This is a genomic window from Vibrio sp. 1159 (assembly GCF_033340395.1).
GTDB lineage: Bacteria > Pseudomonadota > Gammaproteobacteria > Enterobacterales > Vibrionaceae > Vibrio > Vibrio alginolyticus.
In genome coordinates, this window is record NZ_JAWOWL010000011.1 from 22,180 (window position 1) to 44,891 (window position 22,712).

The 22,712-nt window shown below is 45.1% G+C and carries 24 protein-coding genes; 7 read left to right on the forward strand and 17 right to left on the reverse strand.

Annotated features, from left to right (window positions below):
* Window positions 1-16 precede the first annotated feature (16 nt).
* The 17 genes from nadA to aspS form a co-directional block, all read right to left on the reverse strand.
* A complete protein-coding gene (nadA, locus tag R7127_RS10690) occupies window positions 17-1,078 on the reverse strand; it encodes a quinolinate synthase NadA (RefSeq protein WP_318141826.1) in 1,062 nt (353 codons plus the stop codon).
* Window positions 1,079-1,329: 251 nt separating this feature from the next.
* A complete protein-coding gene (ybgF, locus tag R7127_RS10695; RefSeq protein WP_005378285.1) occupies window positions 1,330-2,082 on the reverse strand; it encodes a tol-pal system protein YbgF in 753 nt (250 codons plus the stop codon).
* Window positions 2,083-2,097: 15 nt separating this feature from the next.
* Window positions 2,098-2,622, reverse strand: a complete 525-nt coding sequence (gene pal / locus R7127_RS10700) for a peptidoglycan-associated lipoprotein Pal (RefSeq protein WP_005378293.1) — start codon at window positions 2,620-2,622, stop codon at window positions 2,098-2,100.
* A gap of 30 nt (window positions 2,623-2,652) precedes the next feature.
* Window positions 2,653-4,005 (reverse strand): Tol-Pal system beta propeller repeat protein TolB, encoded by a 1,353-nt coding sequence (tolB, locus tag R7127_RS10705; protein WP_005387925.1) that lies wholly within the window; start codon window positions 4,003-4,005, stop codon window positions 2,653-2,655.
* 12 nt (window positions 4,006-4,017) lie between these two features.
* Window positions 4,018-5,085, reverse strand: coding sequence for a cell envelope integrity protein TolA (gene tolA, locus R7127_RS10710; protein ID WP_017820045.1), 1,068 nt, complete (start codon window positions 5,083-5,085; stop codon window positions 4,018-4,020).
* A 13-nt stretch (window positions 5,086-5,098) separates the two neighbouring features.
* Entirely contained in the window at window positions 5,099-5,542 is a 444-nt protein-coding gene (locus R7127_RS10715; protein ID WP_005378298.1) for an ExbD/TolR family protein, read from the reverse strand.
* A 3-nt stretch (window positions 5,543-5,545) separates the two neighbouring features.
* Complete coding sequence (gene tolQ, locus R7127_RS10720; protein ID WP_005378301.1) at window positions 5,546-6,244, reverse strand: protein TolQ; 699 nt, start codon at window positions 6,242-6,244, stop codon at window positions 5,546-5,548.
* Entirely contained in the window at window positions 6,234-6,653 is a 420-nt protein-coding gene (gene ybgC, locus R7127_RS10725) for a tol-pal system-associated acyl-CoA thioesterase (RefSeq protein ID WP_017820044.1), read from the reverse strand. Before ybgC ends, tolQ begins: the two co-directional genes overlap by 11 nt.
* Window positions 6,654-6,825: 172 nt before the next feature.
* A complete protein-coding gene (ybgE, locus tag R7127_RS10730) occupies window positions 6,826-7,128 on the reverse strand; it encodes a cyd operon protein YbgE (RefSeq protein WP_033905055.1) in 303 nt (100 codons plus the stop codon).
* Window positions 7,121-7,228: a cytochrome bd-I oxidase subunit CydX gene (gene cydX / locus R7127_RS10735; protein ID WP_000270284.1), complete on the reverse strand. Its 108-nt coding sequence runs from the start codon at window positions 7,226-7,228 to the stop codon at window positions 7,121-7,123. The genes ybgE and cydX overlap by 8 nt, the downstream gene beginning before the upstream one ends.
* 12 nt (window positions 7,229-7,240) lie before the next feature.
* On the reverse strand, window positions 7,241-8,377 hold the full coding sequence (gene cydB / locus R7127_RS10740) for a cytochrome d ubiquinol oxidase subunit II (protein WP_006742909.1): 1,137 nt from the start codon (window positions 8,375-8,377) through the stop codon (window positions 7,241-7,243).
* 17 nt (window positions 8,378-8,394) lie between these two features.
* Entirely contained in the window at window positions 8,395-9,981 is a 1,587-nt protein-coding gene (cydA, locus tag R7127_RS10745; RefSeq protein ID WP_005378311.1) for a cytochrome ubiquinol oxidase subunit I, read from the reverse strand.
* A 461-nt stretch (window positions 9,982-10,442) separates the two neighbouring features.
* A complete protein-coding gene (gene ruvB, locus R7127_RS10750; protein ID WP_005378312.1) occupies window positions 10,443-11,447 on the reverse strand; it encodes a Holliday junction branch migration DNA helicase RuvB in 1,005 nt (334 codons plus the stop codon).
* Between the two features lie 286 nt (window positions 11,448-11,733).
* The gene (ruvA, locus tag R7127_RS10755) at window positions 11,734-12,345 is read right to left on the reverse strand and encodes a Holliday junction branch migration protein RuvA (protein ID WP_017820041.1); all 612 of its coding nucleotides are present in this window, start codon (window positions 12,343-12,345) and stop codon (window positions 11,734-11,736) included.
* 67 nt (window positions 12,346-12,412) lie between these two features.
* Window positions 12,413-12,934, reverse strand: coding sequence for a crossover junction endodeoxyribonuclease RuvC (ruvC, locus tag R7127_RS10760; RefSeq protein ID WP_005387909.1), 522 nt, complete (start codon window positions 12,932-12,934; stop codon window positions 12,413-12,415).
* A gap of 92 nt (window positions 12,935-13,026) precedes the next feature.
* Window positions 13,027-13,773, reverse strand: coding sequence for a YebC/PmpR family DNA-binding transcriptional regulator (locus R7127_RS10765; RefSeq protein ID WP_005378402.1), 747 nt, complete (start codon window positions 13,771-13,773; stop codon window positions 13,027-13,029).
* 142 nt (window positions 13,774-13,915) lie between these two features.
* Window positions 13,916-15,694, reverse strand: a complete 1,779-nt coding sequence (gene aspS / locus R7127_RS10770; protein WP_005378401.1) for an aspartate--tRNA ligase — start codon at window positions 15,692-15,694, stop codon at window positions 13,916-13,918.
* 273 nt (window positions 15,695-15,967) lie between these two features.
* Here aspS and R7127_RS10775 point away from each other — a divergent pair, with 273 nt between their 5' ends.
* From R7127_RS10775 to R7127_RS10805, 7 genes are all read left to right on the forward strand, one after another.
* A complete protein-coding gene (locus tag R7127_RS10775; protein ID WP_033905053.1) occupies window positions 15,968-16,834 on the forward strand; it encodes a DUF72 domain-containing protein in 867 nt (288 codons plus the stop codon).
* Between the two features lie 93 nt (window positions 16,835-16,927).
* The gene (gene cmoA / locus R7127_RS10780; RefSeq protein ID WP_017635063.1) at window positions 16,928-17,665 is read left to right on the forward strand and encodes a carboxy-S-adenosyl-L-methionine synthase CmoA; all 738 of its coding nucleotides are present in this window, start codon (window positions 16,928-16,930) and stop codon (window positions 17,663-17,665) included.
* Between the two features lie 81 nt (window positions 17,666-17,746).
* Window positions 17,747-18,718: a tRNA 5-methoxyuridine(34)/uridine 5-oxyacetic acid(34) synthase CmoB gene (gene cmoB, locus R7127_RS10785; protein WP_005387902.1), complete on the forward strand. Its 972-nt coding sequence runs from the start codon at window positions 17,747-17,749 to the stop codon at window positions 18,716-18,718.
* Window positions 18,719-18,994: 276 nt separating this feature from the next.
* The gene (locus R7127_RS10790; RefSeq protein ID WP_005378391.1) at window positions 18,995-19,741 is read left to right on the forward strand and encodes an ATP-dependent zinc protease; all 747 of its coding nucleotides are present in this window, start codon (window positions 18,995-18,997) and stop codon (window positions 19,739-19,741) included.
* A gap of 11 nt (window positions 19,742-19,752) precedes the next feature.
* Window positions 19,753-21,258, forward strand: a complete 1,506-nt coding sequence (locus R7127_RS10795) for an inactive transglutaminase family protein (protein ID WP_005378389.1) — start codon at window positions 19,753-19,755, stop codon at window positions 21,256-21,258.
* A 3-nt stretch (window positions 21,259-21,261) separates the two neighbouring features.
* On the forward strand, window positions 21,262-22,230 hold the full coding sequence (locus R7127_RS10800; protein ID WP_005378387.1) for an alpha-L-glutamate ligase-like protein: 969 nt from the start codon (window positions 21,262-21,264) through the stop codon (window positions 22,228-22,230).
* 227 nt (window positions 22,231-22,457) lie between these two features.
* Window positions 22,458-22,610 carry a hypothetical protein gene (locus R7127_RS10805; RefSeq protein ID WP_005378381.1) on the forward strand — a complete coding sequence of 51 codons (153 nt, stop codon included), beginning with the start codon at window positions 22,458-22,460 and terminating at the stop codon, window positions 22,608-22,610.
* Window positions 22,611-22,712: the final 102 nt, after the last annotated feature.

Consider the following 22,712-nt stretch of genomic DNA (forward strand, 5'->3'; position numbering starts at 1 on the left):
CAGTTACGCCTACTTTTTAAGCATTACCTTTCACTTGCATATTTAGCTGCTCAGCAAAATCTAGCATGCGGTTAAGCGGGATAAGGGATTTAACACGCAGTTCTTCGTTAACAAAAATCTCGTGCTCTTCACCACCTTCACTAAGCGCTTTCTCAATTGCTTTCAAACCGTTCATTGCCATCCAAGGACAGTGTGCACAGCTGCGACATGTTGCGCCTGCACCTGCGGTTGGCGCTTCGATAAGTTCTTTCTCTGGCACAAGTTGCTGCATTTTAAAGAAAATGCCTTTGTCTGTCGCAACGATCATTTGTTTGTGAGGAAGCTCTTTCGCTGCTTTGATCAGCTGACTCGTTGATCCAACGGCATCGGCAAGTTCTACGACGCTTGCTGGTGACTCAGGGTGAACCAAAATAGCCGCATCTGGATACACGCTCTTCATTTTTCGTAGCGCATCAGCAGAGAACTCATCATGAACCACACACTCACCCTGCCAAAGCAGCATATCTGCGCCAGTTTTGTTAGCGATGTACGATCCTAGGTGACGGTCTGGTCCCCAAATAATTGGCTTATCTTCAGCGTCTAAGTGTTCCACGATTTCAAGCGCAATGCTCGATGTAACGACCCAGTCGGCACGGGCTTTAACCGCTGCTGAAGTATTTGCGTAAACTACAACCGTATGATCAGGGTGAGCATCACAAAACTCGCTGAACTTATCCGCAGGACAGCCAAGGTCAAGCGAACATTCCGCTTCCAACGTTGGCATTAGAATGCGCTTTTCTGGTGTCAGAATTTTGGCCGACTCGCCCATAAAGCGAACACCACCAATAATCAATGTACTTGCAGGGTGACGATTACCAAACTTCGCCATTTCCAACGAGTCACCAACAAACCCGCCAGTGTCTTCAGCTAGGGCTTGAATCTCAGGGTCGGTATAGTAGTGCGCGATAAATACCGCATCTTTTTCTTTGAGTAACTTTTTAATACGCTCAATGTAAGATGCTTTTTCTTCTTCGCTTAATGGAACTGGTTTCGGTGGGAATGGGTAAACAGTGTCGATTTTATCTAATATATGGCTCATTGCTCTTGCTCTACGCAACTTCCTTTAATCCGAGTATTGTAACCTCGTTAATTTTCAAAAACCAACTTGTCGCGGGGATTTCTAGCGGTCTAGCCGTATATCTTTGTTACAGGTAGCATTTCCGAGTAGCGAAATTCGGTGCAACATAAGGTCAGAGGCTCTGCATCATTGCTATCGACTTAGCCGTTCTGCACCAACAGAAAATGGAAAAGAAAAAGGAAGCCGAAGCTTCCTTTTCAAAACATAACGTCTTACAGCTTAGAGCTGGCAAGTTTTGCAGATGCACTACCTGGGTATTCATCAACCACTTGTTGGTAGTACTTTTTCGCTTGAGCTGCATTGTTATTACGCTCAGCGATTTCGCCTAACTTAAGCAACGCATCGGCTCGCTTATTGGAGTCTTTATAAGACACAACAGCGGCAAAACTTTTCACTGCATCCTCATCCTGCTTTTTAGCGAAGTACAACTGACCTAGCCAGTAGTGAGAATTCGCTGAATATGTAGAATCAGGATAATCTTTCTGGAACTGCTGGAACGCTGCAATTGCGCCAGTGTAGTCACGTTTCTTGAGGATGAGGTCGACTGCATTTTGGTATGCCGTTTGCTCATCAACATTTGGAGTGTACTGGCCACCTGTTTTCACAGGTTGTGCTTCTTGTGCAGGTGTGGATTTTATCTCTCCACGAACACGATCCAGCTCGACAAACAACTCACGTTGACGTTGCAACATTTGTTTCATTTCGTAGCTATTTCGCTCTAATTGACCACGCAATTCACTGATCTCTTGTGACATTTGGTCAATTTGCTGTTGCATTTGGAGCTGAACGCGATTGCGATTTTGTAGCAAACGTTCTAGACGTTCTACTTCCGTTTCAGATGAACGGCTCTTAGAGACGGATGATGTGCTGTTGAGATCGGATACTGGAGCTGGTGCAGCGAACGCAAAGTTCGCTGCACTTGCCAGTAACGTAAGCGCAACAGCGCGCTTAGTGTTACTGAACATGAGGATTACCTCGAATTAGTATACTAGAACCGCGCGACGGTTCTTAGCGTAAACTTCATCTGATTGACCTAGAAGAAGTGGCTTCTCTTCACCGTAGCTAACGATTGAGATTTGGTCAGCTTGAACACCTAGTGCTTGTAGGTAGTTCGCTACTGCTTGTGCACGACGCTCACCTAGAGCAATGTTGTACTCAGGTGTACCGCGCTCATCAGCGTGACCTTCGATAGTTACGTTAAGTGCTGGGTTCTTGCTTAGGTAAGAAGCGTGAGCCGCTAGCATCTCTTCGTAATCTGCTGCAATTGTTGAGTTGTCAAAAGCAAAGTAGATTGTTTGAGTTTCACGTAGCGCTTGCTCTTTTAGCTCTTGCTCTGTCAACTGACCGCTTTGATCAATTGGCGTAGCTACTGTTGTTTCCACTGCGCCATTGTTGTTTGTTGCTGCACCAGTGTTAGAAGCAGCGTCGTCGCTTGAACTACACGCTGTAACAGCCATTACAGGAAGCGCGATTAGTAGCCCTTTTAGAACCTTGTTCAGTTGCATCTTATTTTCCTTTATTAATCAAACTTATTACTACAAAAACGGTGACCATGCAGGCGCTCGAACACGCCCATTTGTTGCCGGTAATCTAGCTTTGAATCGACCATCAATTGACACCATCGATAGTACGTTTTTCTTGTTGTAAATCGAGCTATACACAACCATGCCACCGTTTGGGGCAATACTAGGAGACTCATCAAGCAAGGTCTTAGTTAAGACTTGAAGAGCACCAGTTTCCAAATCTTGTTTCGCCAAATTAAATCCTGCGTTGCTGCGGTTCACCATAACTAGGAATCGCCCATCAGGAGTAATCTGACCACCCAAATTTTGGCTGCCTTGCCAAGTCAAACGGTCAATAGAACCGCTGCCCAAATTTACTTGATAAATCTGTGGTTTACCACCCCTATCCGATGTGAAAATCAACGATTTTCCATCCGGATGCCAGAACGGTTCCGTATTATTTGATCTGCCACGCGTAATTTGCGTCAGTTTACGAGTGTTAAGGTCAAACGTATAAACATGAAGCGAGCCTGTTTTAGAAAGAACAATCGCTAACTTATTGCCATCAGGCGAAAATCTTGGTGCACCATTGTGACGTGGGTATGAAGTAATTTTCTCACGTTCACCGGTGTAGATGTTCATTATGAAGATTTCTGCTTGGCCATTTTGGAAGCTAACATACGCAAGCTTTTTACCATCTGGTGACCACGCTGGTGACATTAATGGTTGCTTAGAGCGTAAAACCAGACGCTCATTGTAGCCATCGTAATCAGCGACTCGAAGTTGGTAAGGGAAACGGTCTTTATCGTTCACTACCACATATGCGATACGAGTCATGAAAGCGCCACGGTCGCCAGTCAACTGCTCATACACCAAATCAGAGATACGGTGAGCGTACTCACGCATACGAGGCCCTTGAACAGTGGCTACTTTATTGAACAGCACATGATCTTTTGACAGAACCAATTCACCGTCACTACCAAGCGCCTTACTCTTCCCACCCGTTAACTGACCACGCACAATATCAACAAGTTGATAGTTGATAACGTAGTCACCTTGGTCGTTTTGCTTGATTGAACCAGTCAATAGCGCATCCACGCCTAAATTGGTCCAAGCATCAAAATTAACTTCTGATTCACTGAACGGTGTTTGTGGCATTTTGCTCGTTGGAACTGGGCTAAATTTACCACTACGTTGTAAATCCGAGGCGATAACAGCAGAAACATCCGTTGGAAGCGCTTGTGTGCCCTCCCACTTAAACGGAACAACAGCAATTGGTCGTGCTGAATCAATACCATCGGTAATGACCAACTCTAATGCGGCATTCGCCACATTTGTCATACTGCTAAACAGTACAAACATTCCTAGTAAAAGGCGTCTAATCACGTCTTATTCCTTTTAGTCCAAAGCAACAGTTATGTTGATGTCTTTTAGTCTTTCATTGACCGCTGATTCTGAAGATTTAGGGAACGTCCCTACCTGAGCTATTGCTCGCTTCGCCGCAGCACATACTCGAGTATCACCACTCAAAACGGTAACACCAGAGACCATCATATCAGTTCCTGTCGGAATCAATTTGATGTTTACCCTACACTCCTTTCCCAGCAAGTAGTCATCCTTAATCAGCTTTTGCTGAATATTTTGAGTATAGATGGATGACATACGAGAAAGTTCGTCGTCAATAAATTGATTGCGCGCAGCACTGTTTTTACTGACCTCATCCTCGAGACCCGCAAAAATATCATCTAACGCGGCTTCTTGAGCTTTACGCTCACGCTCGGCACGCTCAGCTGCTTCTCTCGCTTTACGCTCTCGCTCCGCTGCCTCTTTTGCCGCTTTCTCTTTTGCAATGCGCTCTTGTTCAGCTTTTTCAGCAGCTTCACGCTCACGACGTGCTTTTTCTTCCGCTTCTTTTGCTGCTTTTTCACGAGCTAAACGTTCTTGCTCAGCTTTTGCTATAGCCGCTTCTTTTGCTAAACGCTCCTGCTCAGCTTTACGCACGGCTTCTTCTTTTGCCTTGCGCTCTTTTTCTAGCTTAGCAGCTCGCTCTTTTTCTTTGCGAACACGTTCTTCTTCCTGCTTGCGCTCTTGCTCTTTTTTCTTACGTGCAGCTTCTGCTTCTCGTGCCGCTTGAGCATCTTTCGCTTGCTGCTCTTTCAACTTGCGAATTTGCTCTTCTTCAGCTTTGCGGTTTTTTTCTAGCTGCTCTGCTTCGCGTCTCAGTTTATCAAGACGCTCTTGTTCTTTTTTCGCTGCCTTTTCGCGTTGCTGGCGAATTTCTTTCGCTTGTTGCTGCACAAGTTTTGGATCGATGACAACAGCTTGAACCATTTGCCCTGTAGGCTCTGGTTTAGACATGTTGAAGTCCGTCCCCCAAAGCAGGGCTGCAACTAGAATTGCATGCAAACCAACCGATATTGCTATCGGTTTGGCGTATTGGTTGGGTTTCTTCTTGTGATCTTTCATAGATAATTGATGTCTATTCCCTGATATCGGTCATTAGACCTACCTTAGGGATACCAGCTCGACTTAGTTCATCTAGCAATAGAACAACATCGGCATATGGTGTTGCCGCGTCGCCACCTACCGCAACTGGTGAATCCGGCTTAACCTCTCGCTCCGCTTTCACTCGCACAATAACATCTTGCAACGACAAACCTCGCTGAACTTCTTCATCATTTACGCTTAGGCCTAAATTACCCTCGCTATCAATTTCGATGATAATAAAGCTACTGTCAGTCTCGCCAGCAAGGTCTTGCATAGATTCTGCGGTCGATGTTTTCGGAAGATCAACGTCGACGCCTTGAGTCACAAATGGAGCGGTCGCCATAAAAATGATCAACAGTACGAGCATTACGTCGATATACGGAACAACGTTGATCTCCGCTGTCATTTTTCGCTTTTTAGGTTGATAACCCGCCATGCTTTATTCCTTATCCGCGCTGTCTCGGCCAGCCATCGCTTGACGATGAAGGATGCTGTGGAATTCTTCAGAAAATGTTGCGTAAGTGTGCTCTAGTTTACTCACTTTATTGCTTAGGCGGTTGTACGCCATTACTGCCGGAATAGCCGCAAATAGCCCCATCGCTGTCGCGATAAGTGCCTCGGCGATACCCGGTGCAACCATAGACAACGTAGCTTGCTTTACTTCACCCAGCGCAATAAAGGCGTGCATGATGCCCCAAACGGTACCAAATAGGCCGATATAAGGGCTTATAGAACCGACTGTTGCCAAAAACGGTAAGCTTGTTTCTAGCTCATCTACTTCACGAGAAACAGCAACGCGCATTGCGCGGCCAGTGCCTTCCATGATGTAAGCTGGTGAATTTGCGTTGCTCTTACGTAGGCGAGCAAACTCTGTAAAACCTGCGTAGAAGATTTCTTCTGTGCCTTCAATTTCGTCTTTACGCGCTTTTACTTTTTGGTAAAGCTGAGAAAGATCAGTACCCGACCAAAATTTGTCTTCAAACTGCTCTGCATTTTTTGATGCTTGAGAAAGCACTTTGCTGCGCTTGATGATCATTGCCCATGACACAATTGACATGCCAAGCAACGTCAGCATCACAAGCTTTACCAACAGACTGGCCTGAAGAAAGAGATCTAAAATGGAAATATCAGCAGTCACTATTTGTTAGCTCCGAATTTATAAAGGTTGGAATAGCTATTGGTTTCATTTTCTTATTATCGATACATGCTACCTTAACCGAGGCCTTGCACAATATCTTGCCTTGATCATTGACCAACTCTTGACAGAATTGCAGAGAAGCACGTTTTATTTCTGACACTCGGGTTACGACTGTCAGATGCTCGTCCAGCCTAGCCCCTTGGTTGAAATCGATATCCATGTGTCGGACAACAAAGCCGATATTTTGTTCCAGTAACACATGTTGAGAAATGCCTTTAGCACGTAACATCTCTGTCCGTGCGCGCTCAAAGAATTTTAGATAATTAGAATGATATACAACACCGCCCGCATCAGTGTCTTCATAGTACACGGTGATCGGCCAGTGAAAGAGATTTGATGTGCCTTGCAAGGGAGTACCAATATATTCAATTCTTTAAAGTAATTACTATAACTGAAGCGACAGCAATTGGTACCGAGCTAAGGAAATATTTTTGAAATTTGTAGAAAAAATAAAAGCTAGGCGAGATACCTAGCTTTTATTCGATGATTTAGTAACCGACTTTATTACAGCATATTTCAGCCTAAATGAAATAAAGTGCCGTTAGATAAATTAAGATAGCTAACGAGAAATAAGGACTAAACAAAACTTGCCAGTACCAGTTTCTTGGCTTGAAGCCCACCCCATACACCATGCTTGAACATACAGACCAAATCAGTGCTGGTGCGATGATTGAGTTAAAACCACCAATTGCTTGATGGTAAGCTTCAGGGTCCCACATCACCAATCCTATGTGCATAAAGCCAAGGATGAGAGATAAGACTCGTAGCAGAGTCTTATCCATTGGTGCGTGAAGTTTCGCTACCTTATCAGCGAGGTTACTCACTGTCTTTATCCATCATTTCTGAGTGCTCTAGCCAAAGAGCGTTGATGATACCGAATGCACAAGCAAGTAGTACACCTAGAATCCATGCGAAATACCACATAGTAAATGCTCCTTAGTAAAGTGAGTTTTTGTTGTCTTCAATGTACTGGTCATCAAGGCGACCAAACATCTTGTAGTAAGTCCAAGATGTGTAACCAAGGATGATTGGCACCATAACAAACGCAACGCCTGTCATTAGGTTCAGAGTCAGCTCAGATGACGTTGCATCCCACATTGTTAAGCTGTGGCTTGGCATTAAGTCTGAAGGCATGATGAATGGGAACATCGCAAAACCTGCAGTAAAGATAACACCAGCAACACCCAAGCTTGAAGTAATGAACGAAATCGCACATTTTTCAAGACGAGATGCCAATACAGCGAGAAGCGGCATTGCAACACCTAATACAGGAGCAGCCCATAGTAGTGGGTAGTTTTCAAAGTTCTTCATCCACGCACCAGCTTCACGGATAACCTCTTTGTTTAGAGGGTTAGAAGCAGCGTTAGTGTCGATACCGCCAACAATGACGTAGCCATCGATATTTTGGATCCAGAAACCAGCCGCTACAAACGCAGCAACCGTCAGTAAACCAGCCAACTGAGCAACGTTGCGCGCACGCACATGCACTTCGCCTGTTGTTTTCATTTGTAGCCAAGTAGAACCTTGCATCAAAATCATGAACAAGCTTACTAGACCACACAACAGTGCAAATGGGTTTAGTAGACCAAAGAATGAGCCATGGTATGTTGGCATCAAGAACTCACTCAATTGGAACGGTACACCTTGTAGAAGGTTACCAAACGCCACACCAAAGATGATTGGCGGAACAAAACCACTGATTGAGATACAGATATCCCAGGTATTGCGCCATTTTGGATCTTCGATTTTAGAGCGGTAGTCTAGGCCCAGAGGACGAAGCCATAGCGCTGCTAGTGTCAAAATCATCGCTAAGTAAAAGCCTGAAAATGACGTTGCGTAAACCAAAGGCCAAGCTGCGAACAGTGCACCACCAGCAGTGATAAGCCAAACTTGGTTACCATCCCAGTGAGGAGCAATTGAGTTAATCATGACACGGCGTTGCGTGTCGTTTTTACCGATAATAGGTACAAGCGCGCCTACACCCATATCGAAGCCGTCTGTTACTGCAAAACCAACTAGTAGAACACCGATTAGTACCCACCAGATGAGTCGCAAGATTTCGTAATCAAACATCTTGTTATCTCCTTACCTTACGCTTCTACTTGGCGACTAACTTTGTCTTCAACAGAGTCAGCATTTTGCTCGAAGTGGTAGCGACCCGTTTTCAGGCTACTTGGGCCTTTACGAGCGAATTTCAACATTAGGTAAACTTCTGCAATCAGGAATACCGTGTATAGCGCCAGAATTGCGAAGAGTGAAGTCCAGATTTCACCTGCAGTTAGCGCAGAAGCTGCAACATGCACTGGTAGAATTTCACCTACAGCCCAAGGCTGACGGCCGTACTCAGCGACGAACCAACCCGCTTCAATTGCAATCCAAGGTAGTGGAATGCTAAATAGTGCAGCTTTTAGAATCCATTGTTTCTGTTCAATCTTCTGACGACACGTTTGGATAAACGCCGCACCAAAGACAAACAACATGATGAAGCCACAAGCAACCATGATACGGAATGACCAGAATAGCGGCCATACTGTTGGGATTGAGTCGTCCGCAGCAGCTTGGATTTGCTCTTCTGTTGCATCAACAACATTGTCTGTGTAGCGCTTTAGAAGTAGACCGTAACCTAGGTCACCTTTCACTTCATCAAACGCAGTCATGTTTTCTTCTGACTTGTCGCCCGCACGAAGCTTCTCTAGAAGTTCATAAGCGTACATGCCGTCACGAATACGATCGACGTGTTCATCACGTAAATCACGAAGACCTGTTACTTGCTCATCAAAAGAGCGTGTCGCGATAATACCCATTACGTAAGGGATCTTAATTGCGTAATCGGTATGCATCGTTTCCTGGTTAGGAACACCAAATAACGTAAATGCGGCAGGTGCAGGTTCAGTGTGCCACTCTGCTTCAATTGCAGCGAGTTTCACTTTTTGAACTTCACCAAGCTCGTAGCCAGATTCGTCACCAAGAACGATGGTAGATAAGATAGCTGCAATACCGAAAGAAGCAGCAATAGCAAACGAACGACGAGCAAACGCAATGTCACGACCTTTTAATAGGTAGTATGAACTGATGCCTAGAATAAACATTGCGCCACAAGTGTAACCAGAAGCAACCGTATGCACGAACTTAACCTGAGCAACTGGGTTTAGTACAACCTCAGAGAAGCTCACCATTTCCATTCGCATGGTTTCGAAGTTGAAATCTGCGCCTACTGGGTTTTGCATCCAGCCGTTTGCGATAAGAATCCAAAGAGCAGAGAAGTTAGAGCCTAGTGCCACAAGCCAGGTAACCGCTAAGTGTTGGCGTTTAGATAGACGATCCCACCCGAAGAAGAATAGACCAACAAAAGTTGACTCCAGGAAGAATGCGACAAGTGCTTCGATCGCTAGCGGTGCACCGAAGATATCACCTACATAGTGGGAGTAGTAAGACCAGTTCGTACCAAACTGGAACTCCATGGTAAGGCCTGTCGCCACACCAAGTGCAAAGTTAATACCGAATAGCTTACCCCAGAACTTGGTCATGTCCTTATAGATTTGCTTGTTCGTCATTACGTACATCGATTCCATAATGGCCAGAAGGAAGGCCATACCAAGGGTCAATGGTACGAATAGGAAGTGATACATCGCTGTCAGTGCAAACTGCAACCGCGATAGATCAACTACGTCAATCATGGTAACTCCTATGTGTCGGCTGAATGACACTCTCTACATATTGCAATCCATATTCAGGTGTTATTTACACTTGAAAAATGTTGAATTATCACAACTCATTGTTGCAAAAATGTGCTTCATTGGTTAGTTAATTGTTAAGCATCAGCTAATATAGCTGGGGCTAATATTACTTGTAAAAACAGATTGTTTCAAAAGGTTTATAGCCGTAACGCGCTTTGATATACATCAATGCTTATGCGCGGAATTTGCACAAAAATCCATCACATTGATCTAGATCAACCAGTATTGGATACGGATGTTAAGAGAGAGTAATCAGGAGAGAAATTAACCAGTTGCAAGCAAACATCGAGTTAACAATCAATGCTTTTTACTTACTAAACCAGTATGAGAAAAAATTCAAAAAATGTGAGTTTGGTCAACTTTAATGAAGCGCTGGGCAACAACGGCCCAGCGAGGGAATCTTATTTTTCAATTCCGAAATGCAAATACGCACGATCTGTCGCGATTCTTCCACGCGGAGTGCGTTGTAAATAACCTTGCTGAATAAGATAAGGTTCAAGAACGTCTTCAATAGTGTCCTTTTCTTCACCTATCGCCGCTGCCATGTTGTCGAGCCCGACCGGACCACCACCAAATTTTTCCATAATCGCGAGTAGTAGCTTACGGTCCATGTAATCGAAGCCTTCGGCGTCCACATCAAGCATATTCAACGCCTTATCGGCAACATCGGCACAAATGTGACCATTGCCTTTTACTTCCGCATAATCACGAACACGACGTAGCAAACGGTTAGCAATACGTGGTGTGCCACGCGCACGTCTTGCCACTTCCAATGCACCTTCAGGTTCCATTGATAAACCTAAACAATCCGCGCTTCGCTGCACGATATCTTGGAGGTCTTTTATCTTATAAAACTCAAGGCGCTGAGTAATACCAAAGCGGTCGCGCAATGGTGACGTTAAAGAGCCCGCTCGGGTCGTCGCACCAATTAACGTAAATGGTGGTAAATCGATCTTAATAGAACGAGCGGCCGGACCTTCACCGATCATAATATCCAGTTGATAATCTTCCATCGCCGGATACAGCACCTCTTCAACCATCGGGCTCAAGCGGTGAATCTCATCGATGAACAACACATCGTTTTCTTCGAGGTTGGTTAACAGCGCGGCCAAATCGCCTGCTTTCTCAAGTACAGGGCCTGAAGTAGTGCGAATGTTCACTTCCATTTCATTGGCAACGATGTTCGCAAGTGTGGTTTTACCCAAACCTGGGGGACCAAAAATCAAAAGGTGATCAAGTGCTTCGCTACGTAACTGAGCAGCTTTAATGAAGATCTCCATTTGGTCACGGACATGGTCCTGACCTTGGTAATCCGCTAATTTTTTTGGCCGAATAGCACGATCAATGACATCTTCATCACGAAAGGCAGGGTTTTCTGGCGCGATTAAACGATCGGCTTCAATCATCTTTTTACCTTGAAAAATGGTTACCTGAGAGAATAATGCCGCTCGTTTAACAGCAAGTGGCATATTTCTATATCTCGTCATCCTGTACAGCGACGAAGGAGCGTGATACAGGATCTTCTATCCGAGCGATTTATGGTCAAATTGTTTCATTAACCGCTCAGCGTGCTGCTATTAGATTCCCAGTCTCGCCAGGCTCGCTGGAATGACACAAAAAACATCGTTAAGCGATTGGCATTAACCTTAGAGAATGAGTTATCTTGAACAAATGTTCACTGTGCAACCAGCGTTACACCATTGATTTTAGAGCTTCACGGATCATTTGCTCACTGCTCATGTCCGGTTTAGCGATCTGAGATACCACTTTCGACGCTTGAGTCGGCTTGTAACCTAGAGCTAGAAGCGCACTGATTGCTTCTTCTTCCGCGTTGTTGGATGTCGCACTAGAATCCGCAGGAGCAGCATCCGTAAATGGTGTAAATAGATCGCCAGCGCCCCACCCTTTCAAGCGGTCTTTCATTTCAACAACCAATCTCTCTGCGGTTTTCTTGCCAACGCCTGGAAGCTTAACCAGCGTAGAAACGTCTTCATGTTCCACACAAGTAACAAATTGCGTTGCTGTCATACCAGAGAGAATACCAAGACCGAGTTTAGGACCAACGCCATTGGCTTTGATCACTTCACGGAAAAGTGCTCGTTCTTTTACCGTGTTGAAACCGTATAGCAATTGCGCATCTTCACGGACAACAAAGTGAGTATAAATAATGGCTTCTTCGCCAACATTTGGCAGTTCGTAAAAACAGCTCATTGGCATCTGGACTTCATAGCCAATGCCATTAACTTCAATTAATACTTCAGGTGGTTGCTTTTCAATCAGTATGCCACGAAGACGTCCAATCACTATAAATACTCTTTGGAAATGAATTTGCGACAGGATAATAAAGAACTGGATAGACATCCAGTTAATTTTAACGGTAGCGCCCTTTTCTGGCACTGGTTGCTTTGCCCGCTAACGCAACGAGAGTCTTGTTAGTATTGGCATGACAAATCGCCACACCTAAAGCATCGGCTGCATCCGCTTGAGGCTTGGCGGGCAATTTAAGCATCTGCTGAACCATATGCTGAACTTGCGCTTTGTCCGCGCCACCAGTGCCGACGACAGCTTGCTTAATAAGACGAGCTGCGTATTCAAATACCGGCAACTCCGCATTCACCGCAGCAACAATTGCACTGCCACGAGCTTGGCCAAGTTTTAGCGCTGAATCCGCGTTTTTGGCCATAAACACTTGCTCGATCGCGAAAACGTCCGGTTGAAACTGGGTAATGATTTCCGTGACGCCTGCATAAATCTGTTTAAGCCGACCCGGAAGTTCTTTTTCTGAAGTACGAATGCAGCCACTACCAAGGTATTGCAAGTGGCGTCCATTTTGACGAATGACCCCATAGCCGGTAATGCGCGAACCTGGGTCAATGCCCAAAATAATTGACATGAATGTTCCTAAAAATGAGGCCTAATTCGGCCTCAGTCTTTTTATTATTACTTGCTAACTTCGGAGCAAATACCGCTCCCGACACCTTGAGTTTAATCTAGCGTAGCAGCAACGTCGTCAGAGATATCACCATTGTGATAAACCTCTTGAACGTCGTCCAGATCTTCCAAAGCGTCAATCAAACGAAGTAGTTTTGGCGCAGTGTCCGCGTCCAAATCTGCTTTCGTAGATGGGATCAGAGACACCTCAGCGTTCTCTGCCTCAAACCCTGCGGCATCAAGAGCATCTTTTACGAGTCCAAAATCGCCTGGGGCCGTGTAGACATCAATCGAGCCATCTTCTGCCGTTTCAATGTCATCAGCACCACTTTCTAATGCTACTTCCATTACCGCATCCTCATCTAAACCTGGGCCATATGAAATCACGCCTTTCTTGTCGAAAAGATAGTTGACGCTACCATCCGTCCCCAGATTACCGCCTGACTTTGAGAATGCATGGCGTACGCCAGATACCGTACGATTTCGGTTATCCGTCATACATTCGACCATGACCGCCGTACCACCTGGACCATAACCTTCATAGATCACGGTTTCCATGTTGTCGTCGCCTTCACCACCAGCACCTCGGCTGACAGCGCGATTGACAGTGTCACGTGTCATGTTGTTAGACAGTGCTTTATCAATTGCGGCTCGCAAACGTGGGTTATTTTCTGGCTCACCGCCCCCCTCTTTTGCCGCAACAACGATTTCACGGATTAATTTAGTAAAGATTTTGCCGCGCTTCGCATCTTGCGCTGCTTTACGGTGACGAATATTCGCCCATTTACTATGACCAGCCATAATTCACCTTTTAATGTATTTTGACGCTTAATAACAAAACATGTTCTAAAAGCGTTGCTTGGGAAATTGCTTTGGAAGTTTCTTGGGTTTATTTAAACAAAAACTCCCGCAGTTGCGGGAGTTTTCTTCAAATGTTGTGCGCTTATTCTGCGTCTTTTTCTTTCGCTGCAGTTACTGCGATGGCTAGCTCTTCTAGCGCTGCTGGGTTCGCAATACTTGGTGCGTCTGTTAGTAGACACGCAGCTGCTGTTGTTTTAGGGAACGCGATAACATCACGGATGTTCTCTGTACCACATAGCAGCATTACTAGACGGTCTAGACCAAATGCAAGACCAGCATGTGGAGGCGTACCGAATTTCAGCGCATCAAGCAGGAAGCCGAACTTAAGCTGTTGCTCTTCAGGTGTGATACCTAGAATATCAAATACGGCTTCTTGCATATCTGCGTTGTGGATACGAACAGAGCCGCCGCCCACTTCGTAGCCATTTAGAACCATATCGTAAGCGTTAGAATTTGCCGCAGCAGGGTTTGCTTTTAGCTCTTCTGCAGTCACACCTAGAGGCGATGTGAATGGGTGGTGCATCGCGTGTAGGTTGCCTTCGTCATCTTCTTCGAACATTGGGAAGTCAACAACCCATAGTGGAGCCCATGCAGACTCATCCGTTAGCTCTAGGTCTTTACCTAGTTTCAAACGTAGCGCACCCATTGCTTCTGCAACGATGCCCGCTTTATCAGCGCCAAATAGGATAATGTCACCAGATTCCGCTTGAGTACGATCTAGAATGCCGTTGATCACGTCTTCATTTAGGAACTTAGCGACTGGAGATTGGATACCTTCCATGCCCGCTGCACGGTCGTTAACCTTCATCCAAGCTAGACCTTTCGCACCGTAGATGCCAACGAATTCACCGTAGCCATCAATTTGCTTACGAGTCAAAGATGCACCACCTGGAACGCGAATAACGGCAACGCGGCCTTTTTCGTCGTTTGCTGGACCTGAGAATACTTTGAACTCAACATCTTTCACTAGGTCAGCAACGTCTACTAGTTCCAGTGGGTTACGTAGGTCTGGCTTGTCCGAACCGAAACGACGAATCGCTTCGCTGAACGGCATTACTGGGAATTCACCTAGGTCAACATTTAGTAGCTCTTGCCACATTTCACGAACCATTTTCTCAGTCGTTGCACGAACTTGGTCAGCCGTCATGAATGACGTTTCGATATCGATCTGAGTGAATTCTGGTTGACGGTCAGCACGCAAGTCTTCATCACGGAAACACTTAACGATTTGGTAGTAACGGTCAAAACCAGACATCATTAGAAGTTGTTTGAATAGCTGTGGAGACTGAGGAAGCGCGTAGAAGCTGCCTTTGTGAACACGGCTAGGTACTAGGTAGTCACGAGCGCCTTCTGGAGTCGCTTTTGTTAGGACTGGTGTTTCGATGTCTAGGAAGCCGTTGTCATCTAGGAAACGACGAACAAAGCTAGACGCTTTAGCACGTAGCTTGATGCGGTCGCTCATTTCAGGACGACGTAGATCTAGGTAACGGTACTTCAGGCGCTGCTCTTCAGAGTTCTTTTGGTTGAAGTCTAGAGGCAGAACATCAGAACGGTTGATGATTTCAAGACCTTTCGCAAGGATCTCAACTTCACCTGTTGCCATGTCTTTGTTTGCTTGGCTCTCTGGGCGAACGCGCACTTCACCCGTTAGTTTGATACAGAATTCATTACGAAGTGTGTTCGCCACTTCATACGCATCCGCCATATCTGGATCAACAACTACCTGAACGATACCTTCGCGATCTCGCATATCAATAAAAATAAGACCGCCTAAATCACGACGACGGTTAACCCAGCCGCAAAGTTCTACAGTTTGTCCTGCAAGGGACTTGTTCAGGTGACCACAGTAATGGGTACGCATAATGAAATTCCCAATCTCTCAAATGTTGTTAACTACGCTCTGTCAGCCTCATTGCTAAGCAGAGTAAAGATTCAGTTATACGCTGAATGTCCACGAAAATCGACTACTCAACATACAATTACGTGTGTTTTATCATTCACTGGTGCTTTTTAGTACAACAAATGTTCAAAAGCGCACCAAAGCGAAAAAATTGGGGAGGATTATAGCGTGAAATTACCTATTTCAGCAAAACTCTCGTAAAGTATTCACACGAGTAGCAAGCAGTAAAGAATAATGGATAACTTACCTCTTCGACTTGGATTGACGATGTGGTCGCACAATCAATGGCAACAAAGTTTTTACGGCAGCGGGACAAAGCCCGCTGAACGTTTAGAAAGGTATGCGCAAGTGTTTCATACCGTGGAAGGCAACACAACATTTTATGCCACACCGACGCTCAATACAGTGCAAAACTGGAGAGCCGCAACCCACGATGATTTTCGCTTTACTTTCAAACTTCCTAAAGCCATCACTCATGAGCAAATGCTAAGAGGTTGCAGCGAACAACTGAGAGACTTCATGAAAGTCATGGAGCCTTTGCATGACCGTGTAGGCCAATGGACAATTCAATTACCAGCCGCATTTGGTCCTGAGCACCTTGATCGACTGAAAAAGTTCTGTGCGAGCTTTCCACCTAACTTCCCTCTCGGTGTTGAGGTTCGCCATATGGCATTTTTCTCCAAAGGCGAAGAAGAGCGAGCACTTAACCAATGGTTAGTAGAGAATAATATTGACCGCATTATTATGGATAGCCGCCCAGTCTTTGCCGCTAAGCCCGACAATGAGGCGATTATTGATGCACAAATGAAAAAACCACGAGTCCCTGTTCACGCCATTGCTACCGCTTCACACCCTTTGATTCGCTTTATTGGTCATCCAGAAGAACAGCAAAATTACGAGTTTTTTAAACCATGGCTCAACAAGTTGCCACAATGGATTGCCGAAGGTAAACAGCCATATGTCATGATCCATACCGCAGACAATATAATTGCGCCAGAGTTGGCTGCAAACCTGTATAAAGACATACAAAAACGTATCACGCTCCCTGAGTTAGCGCCTTTCCCAGCTGACGATGGCAACTCGCAGTTACAGATGTTCTAACGCAACACATGACAGAGGCGCGAAATTCCCATAAAATACGCGCCTTTTTTGGTGCCTGACATTTTCAGGCGGCTTGTATGCAGAGACTTAGTTATGAACCCTAAGAGCAATCCAGATACTATTTTTTCGGCTCCAATCGATAAAATTGGGGATTTCACGTTCGATGAACGCGTAGCGGAAGTATTTCCTGACATGATTCAACGATCGGTACCGGGTTACAGCAATATCATTTCTGCAATCGGTATGCTGGCAGAGCGTTTTGTAAAACCTCACTCAAACATCTATGACCTTGGCTGTTCTTTGGGTGCTGCAACATTGTCTATGCGTCGCCATATCAAACAAGAAGGTTGCCAAATCATCGCAGTGGACAACTCTCCTGCGATGGTTGAGCGTTGTAAACTTCACGTCAACGCTTACCGCAGTGACACTCCTGTGGATGTAGTAGAAGCAGACATTCGCAATATCGAAATTGAAAACGCGTCAGTGGTGGTGTTGAACTTCACTTTGCAATTCCTCTCTCCAGAAGATCGTTACTCCTTGCTCGAGAAAATTTACGCAGGCCTGCGTCCAGGCGGCATTTTGATTCTATCGGAGAAGTTCGTCTTCGAAGATGAAGTTTCGAACGAACTGTTAATTGACCTTCACCACGACTTTAAACGTGCGAATGGTTATAGCGAACTAGAAATCAGCCAAAAGCGTAGCGCGATAGAAAACGTAATGCGCCCAGATTCAAAGAAAGAACATAAAGAGCGTTTCGCTAAAATTGGCTTTTCTAGCTACGACGTTTGGTTCCAATGCTTTAACTTCGGCTCCATGTTCGCGATTAAATAGACCATGCATACCAAGCCTGAACCATACCGATTTCGGCTTTCGTTAATAATTTATACCCATCAACTCAGCGATTGACTAACTATGTTTAACTTTGCAAATTTCTACCAATTGATTGCCCAAGACACTCGTCTTCAACCTTGGCTTAATGTGCTTCCGCAACAGCTAACGGATTGGCAAAATGCAGAGCACGGTGACTTTGGTCGCTGGTTGAAAGCCCTGAACAAAATCCCAGCGGGTAGACCGGACAACATCGACATTGTTGATTCTGTCACGATTTCAAACAATGAGCCGATGCCTCAAGGGGAACTTAAAAAGCTAGAAAGCTTACTTCGTACATTCCATCCTTGGCGGAAAGGCCCATACCACGTACACGGCATCCATATTGATACTGAGTGGCGCAGTGATTGGAAATGGGACCGCGTGCTTCCGCATATTTCACCATTAAAGAATCGCAGCGTACTCGATGTAGGTTGTGGTAACGGCTACCACATGTGGCGCATGCTAGGCGAAGGTGCACGCTTAACTGTCGGTATCGATCCATCTCACCTGTTCCTGATTCAGTTCGAAGCAATTCGTAAACTAATGGGCGATGACCAACGTGCACACCTACTGCCATTGGGCATTGAACAACTACCTAAGTTAGAAGCGTTCGATACGGTATTCAGCATGGGCGTGCTTTACCATCGCCGCTCGCCTCTCGATCATTTAGTGCAACTAAAAGATCAATTGGTATCTGGAGGTGAACTCGTATTGGAAACACTCGTGATTGAAGGTGATGAGAATGCAGTACTGGTCCCGACTTCTCGTTACGCGCAAATGCGTAATGTCTATTTCTTCCCTTCAGCAAAAGCCCTAAAAGTGTGGCTAGAATTGGTCGGTTTTGAAGATGTTCGTATCGTTGATGAAAACATCACATCCGTAGATGAACAACGTACCACAGATTGGATGACGCATAACTCTCTACCTGACTACTTAGATCCGAACGACCCAAGCAAAACTGTAGAAGGCTATCCTGCCCCTCGCCGCGCGGTTCTTGTCGCTCGCAAATCATAATTCGCTGAGATTCCTGACATTGTCTTAACTCATTTTACGAGTTAAGACATTACCCTCTTTCCTCGTAATGAGCGAGTTTGTTTTTTGAATCCATTTTTCACGTCAAAATATAAGCACGCTCTAAATAAGGATGCGCTTTTATGCCCTTGATTTTTGGCTTTTCATCACTATTCCTCAAACAATAAGTAATAGAGAAACATTCTTACTTGTGAGGCTTTATCGATATAAGCTAAACTCCTAAAAAATAAACAACTTAATCCAATCCCAAGGTTTTCAATGTTATTACGATTGACCCCGATTGTTGCCATCGCCTTACTATCTGGATGCTCACTAACCAAAGGCGAACAGTACCACCAAGAAACGTTAGCGGCGATTCAAAATTCAGAAGCGAATGTCAATAATCGCATTACCAACCTAGAGCTACAGCTCAGCAACCAATCGGACTATATCGACAGCCTTGAAGAACAAGTCGATAAACTACAGGTTGAACTTCTTACATTTCGCGATGAAGCAATGGCAGAAGTAAAAAAACCGAAAGAGCCGATTATTGTCCAATCTCCCGCTCCTGTGGAACCAACCCCAACTCACGATATTGTCCTTGGCTCTATCGAAAAGGTCACTGTAGAGTCGATTAAGCAAACTTTTGATGCACGTATCGACACTGGTGCCGCGACGTCGTCTTTAAATGCCGTTGATATTGAAGAGTTCGAAAGAAATGGTAAAAAATGGGTCCGATTCCACTTAGCAGACACCAGTAAATCCGAAGAAGAGAAAAGTACTTGGATCGAAGCTCCTGTCATTCGCTACGTCAAAATCCGCCAGGTTACCAGTGAAGAGTTAGAACGCCGCGCTGTGGTAGAACTTTGGGTGCGCGTTGGAAAAATTCATGAAAAAGCGCAATTTACGTTGGCAGATCGCTCACATATGAACCATCCTATTTTACTGGGTAGAGAATTTATGCGCGACATAGCACTTGTCGATGTAAGTCGTACCTATATCCAAACGGACGAAGATAAAAAATAATAAGGTAGATTATGACGTCAAAAATACCGTTTTACCTTTCTATCATCTTATTGGTGATTGCGGGCATTGCTCTGAGTGTTTTCAGGCATGAAAACTACGGCGTGCCTTGGACGCCAGGCGAAACTCGTCAGGTATGGGATGTAGAAGCTCGTATTGAGTTCAATGCTAACGGCAACGAAGTAAAAGCGTCACTTGCAGCACCTCATACACAAAGTGGTTACACACTTATCGGTGAATCTGCTTCCTCATCAGGTTATGGCGTTTCCTACATCAATGACGATTCAGGCCGTCGTGCAGAATGGTCAATTCGCCAAGCTCAAGGGCCACAAACCATATACTACAAAGCCCAGTTCTTAGTAGACCCTCAGGCTAAAGTCACTCCTTTACCGCCAACGGAAGACATTACGCCACCAACGCTATCAGCACCACAAGCAGCAGCGGCAAATGCCCTTATCGAACGTGCGATGAGTCGCTCTGCCGATAATGTGACGTTTACTCGTGAGCTTATCAAAGCGCTTAATGACCCAGATAGCCAAAACTCGTCGCTACTACTGAACGATTTCAGCCGTACTGATGCACTGCATAATATTTTGCTTACCGCAGGTATACAAAGCAAAACCGTCGGTGTTATCGAACTAGAAGATGGTCGTCGACGCCAAACAATTCAACCAATGGTTCAGGTTTGGTCAGGTAAAGATTGGGTACTGTTTTCACCAAAATCCGAACAAAAAGCAGTGAAACCCAACTTGTTAGTGTGGGATGAATCAAACGTATCCTTACTTGACCTTGTTGGTGGTAAAAATAGCCAAGTGCATTTCTCGATGATTAAGCAAGAAATGACACCACAACAAGCTACAAACAACAAAATAGAAGCAGATGGATTACTGAATATTTCAATTCATAGCTTACCTTTGGAAGAGCAAGCGATGTTCAAAACCATCATGCTCATCCCTATCGGTGCTCTGATCGTTGTGTTCTTGCGTGTGATTATCGGCCTGAAAACATCCGGTACCTTCATGCCTGTGTTGATTGCCGTTGCTTTTGTTCAAACTCAACTATTAACGGGTATTGTCGGTTTCTTGCTAATTGTAGGTACAGGCCTGATTATTCGAAGCTATTTGTCTAGGTTGAACTTATTGCTGGTAGCAAGGATATCTGCGGTCATTATTACCGTTATTATGATCATCTCGGTGTTCACCGTTGTTGCGTTTAAAATGGGCTTAACAGAAGGCCTAACAATTACCTTCTTCCCTATGATCATCTTGTCTTGGACGATTGAACGTATGTCAATCCTATGGGAAGAAGAAGGTGCGAAGGAAGTTGCTCTGCAAGGTGGTGGTTCATTGCTGACAGCGGTATTAGTTTACCTTGCAATGACGAACTCATACATTCAACACTTAACCTTTAACTTCATTGGTCTACAGTTGATTGTTCTGGCCGGTATTCTATTACTAGGTACTTACACAGGTTACCGCCTCACTGAGCTACGACGCTTCAAACCACTAGCGGAGGACTAAACGATGTTCGAAAGTTTTACTTCGCCGTCTAAGCTTCGCCATAAAGGCATTATGGGGATGAACAAGCGTAACCACAGCTATATTGGCCGTTACAATGATCGTTCTAAATACCCACTTGTCGATGACAAGCTAAAGACCAAAATTATTGCACAGGCAGCAGGAGCAACAGTTCCTGCCCTGATCGGTGTCATTCATAACCAAGCTGAAGTTAAGACTATCCACAAAATGGTTGAGAACTGGCCTGGTTTTGTAATCAAACCTGCACAAGGTAGTGGCGGTAAAGGCATTCTGGTTGTTACGTCTCACAAAAACGGGGTATATACCAAACCCTCCGGCTCTACAATTGGTAGGGATGAGGTCGAGCGTCACATTAGTAATGCGCTTGCTGGCCTTTTCTCTCTTGGTGGTAAAAATGACGTTGCTGTGGTTGAAAACTTAATCAAGTTTGATGACTGTTTTGATGGCTTCAGTTATGAAGGCGTACCAGATGTTCGGATCATCGTATTTAAAGGTTATCCAGTTATGGCGATGATGCGCTGTTCTACAGCGGCTTCCGACGGCAAAGCAAACCTTCACCAAGGTGCCGTAGGAGTAGGCATTGACATCGCGACAGGTAAAGCCGTCAGAGCGGTGCAGTTCGATCATCCAGTTACTCATCACCCTGATACAGGTAAAGACCTTTCGACCCTTCAAGTACCGCATTGGGAGCGCTTGCTGGAGCTTGCGTCAAGTGCCTGGGAAATGACAGGTTTGGGATACATGGGTACGGATATGGTGCTGGATAAAGATGAAGGACCTATGGTTTTAGAGCTTAACGCTCGCCCTGGTCTGGCAATCCAAATCGCTAATGGTGCAGGCTTGCTTCCTCGTTTGAAACACATAGAGAGCCTTGGTACACCTGCTGAGTATCCAAAACCGATTGAACGCGTCGCTTACGCGGCAGAGCAGTTCGGTGTGAAGCCGTTGTTCTAACCCTCCGACATAATGTTCGTTATTACTCGCCAGTAATTGTCATGATTACTGGCGTTTTTGTTCCCGCATCCAAAAACCTTGCACTTGCTCTCCTTATTAAACACATCCTTCTCATATATAAGTTGAATCAATGATCGAGCTAACAAAATCAACATAGATCGTTTCTTTTCTACTTTGCCTTTTGAGTATGATGAGAGCTCCCCTTACTCAACTTGAGAGGTTGGGAAATGCTAATAAAAGAAACAAATAATGATGAACCAGAGCTTGAAGAACAAGAGAGCTTAGACCAACACCTACAACGCTTGTCTGAGCTTTCTGTCCAAGCACTTGAAGAGCTTGCTGAAATGATCGAAGTCAGGGACGATATTCCAGAGGAATAAACGTCGCTTCCTCATTAAGTTCCGCTAATAAGCCGAGACTGCCGTCCTACAGTCTCGGCTTATCTTATGTAGTTCGAAGCCTGCCTCGCAAACAGATACAAA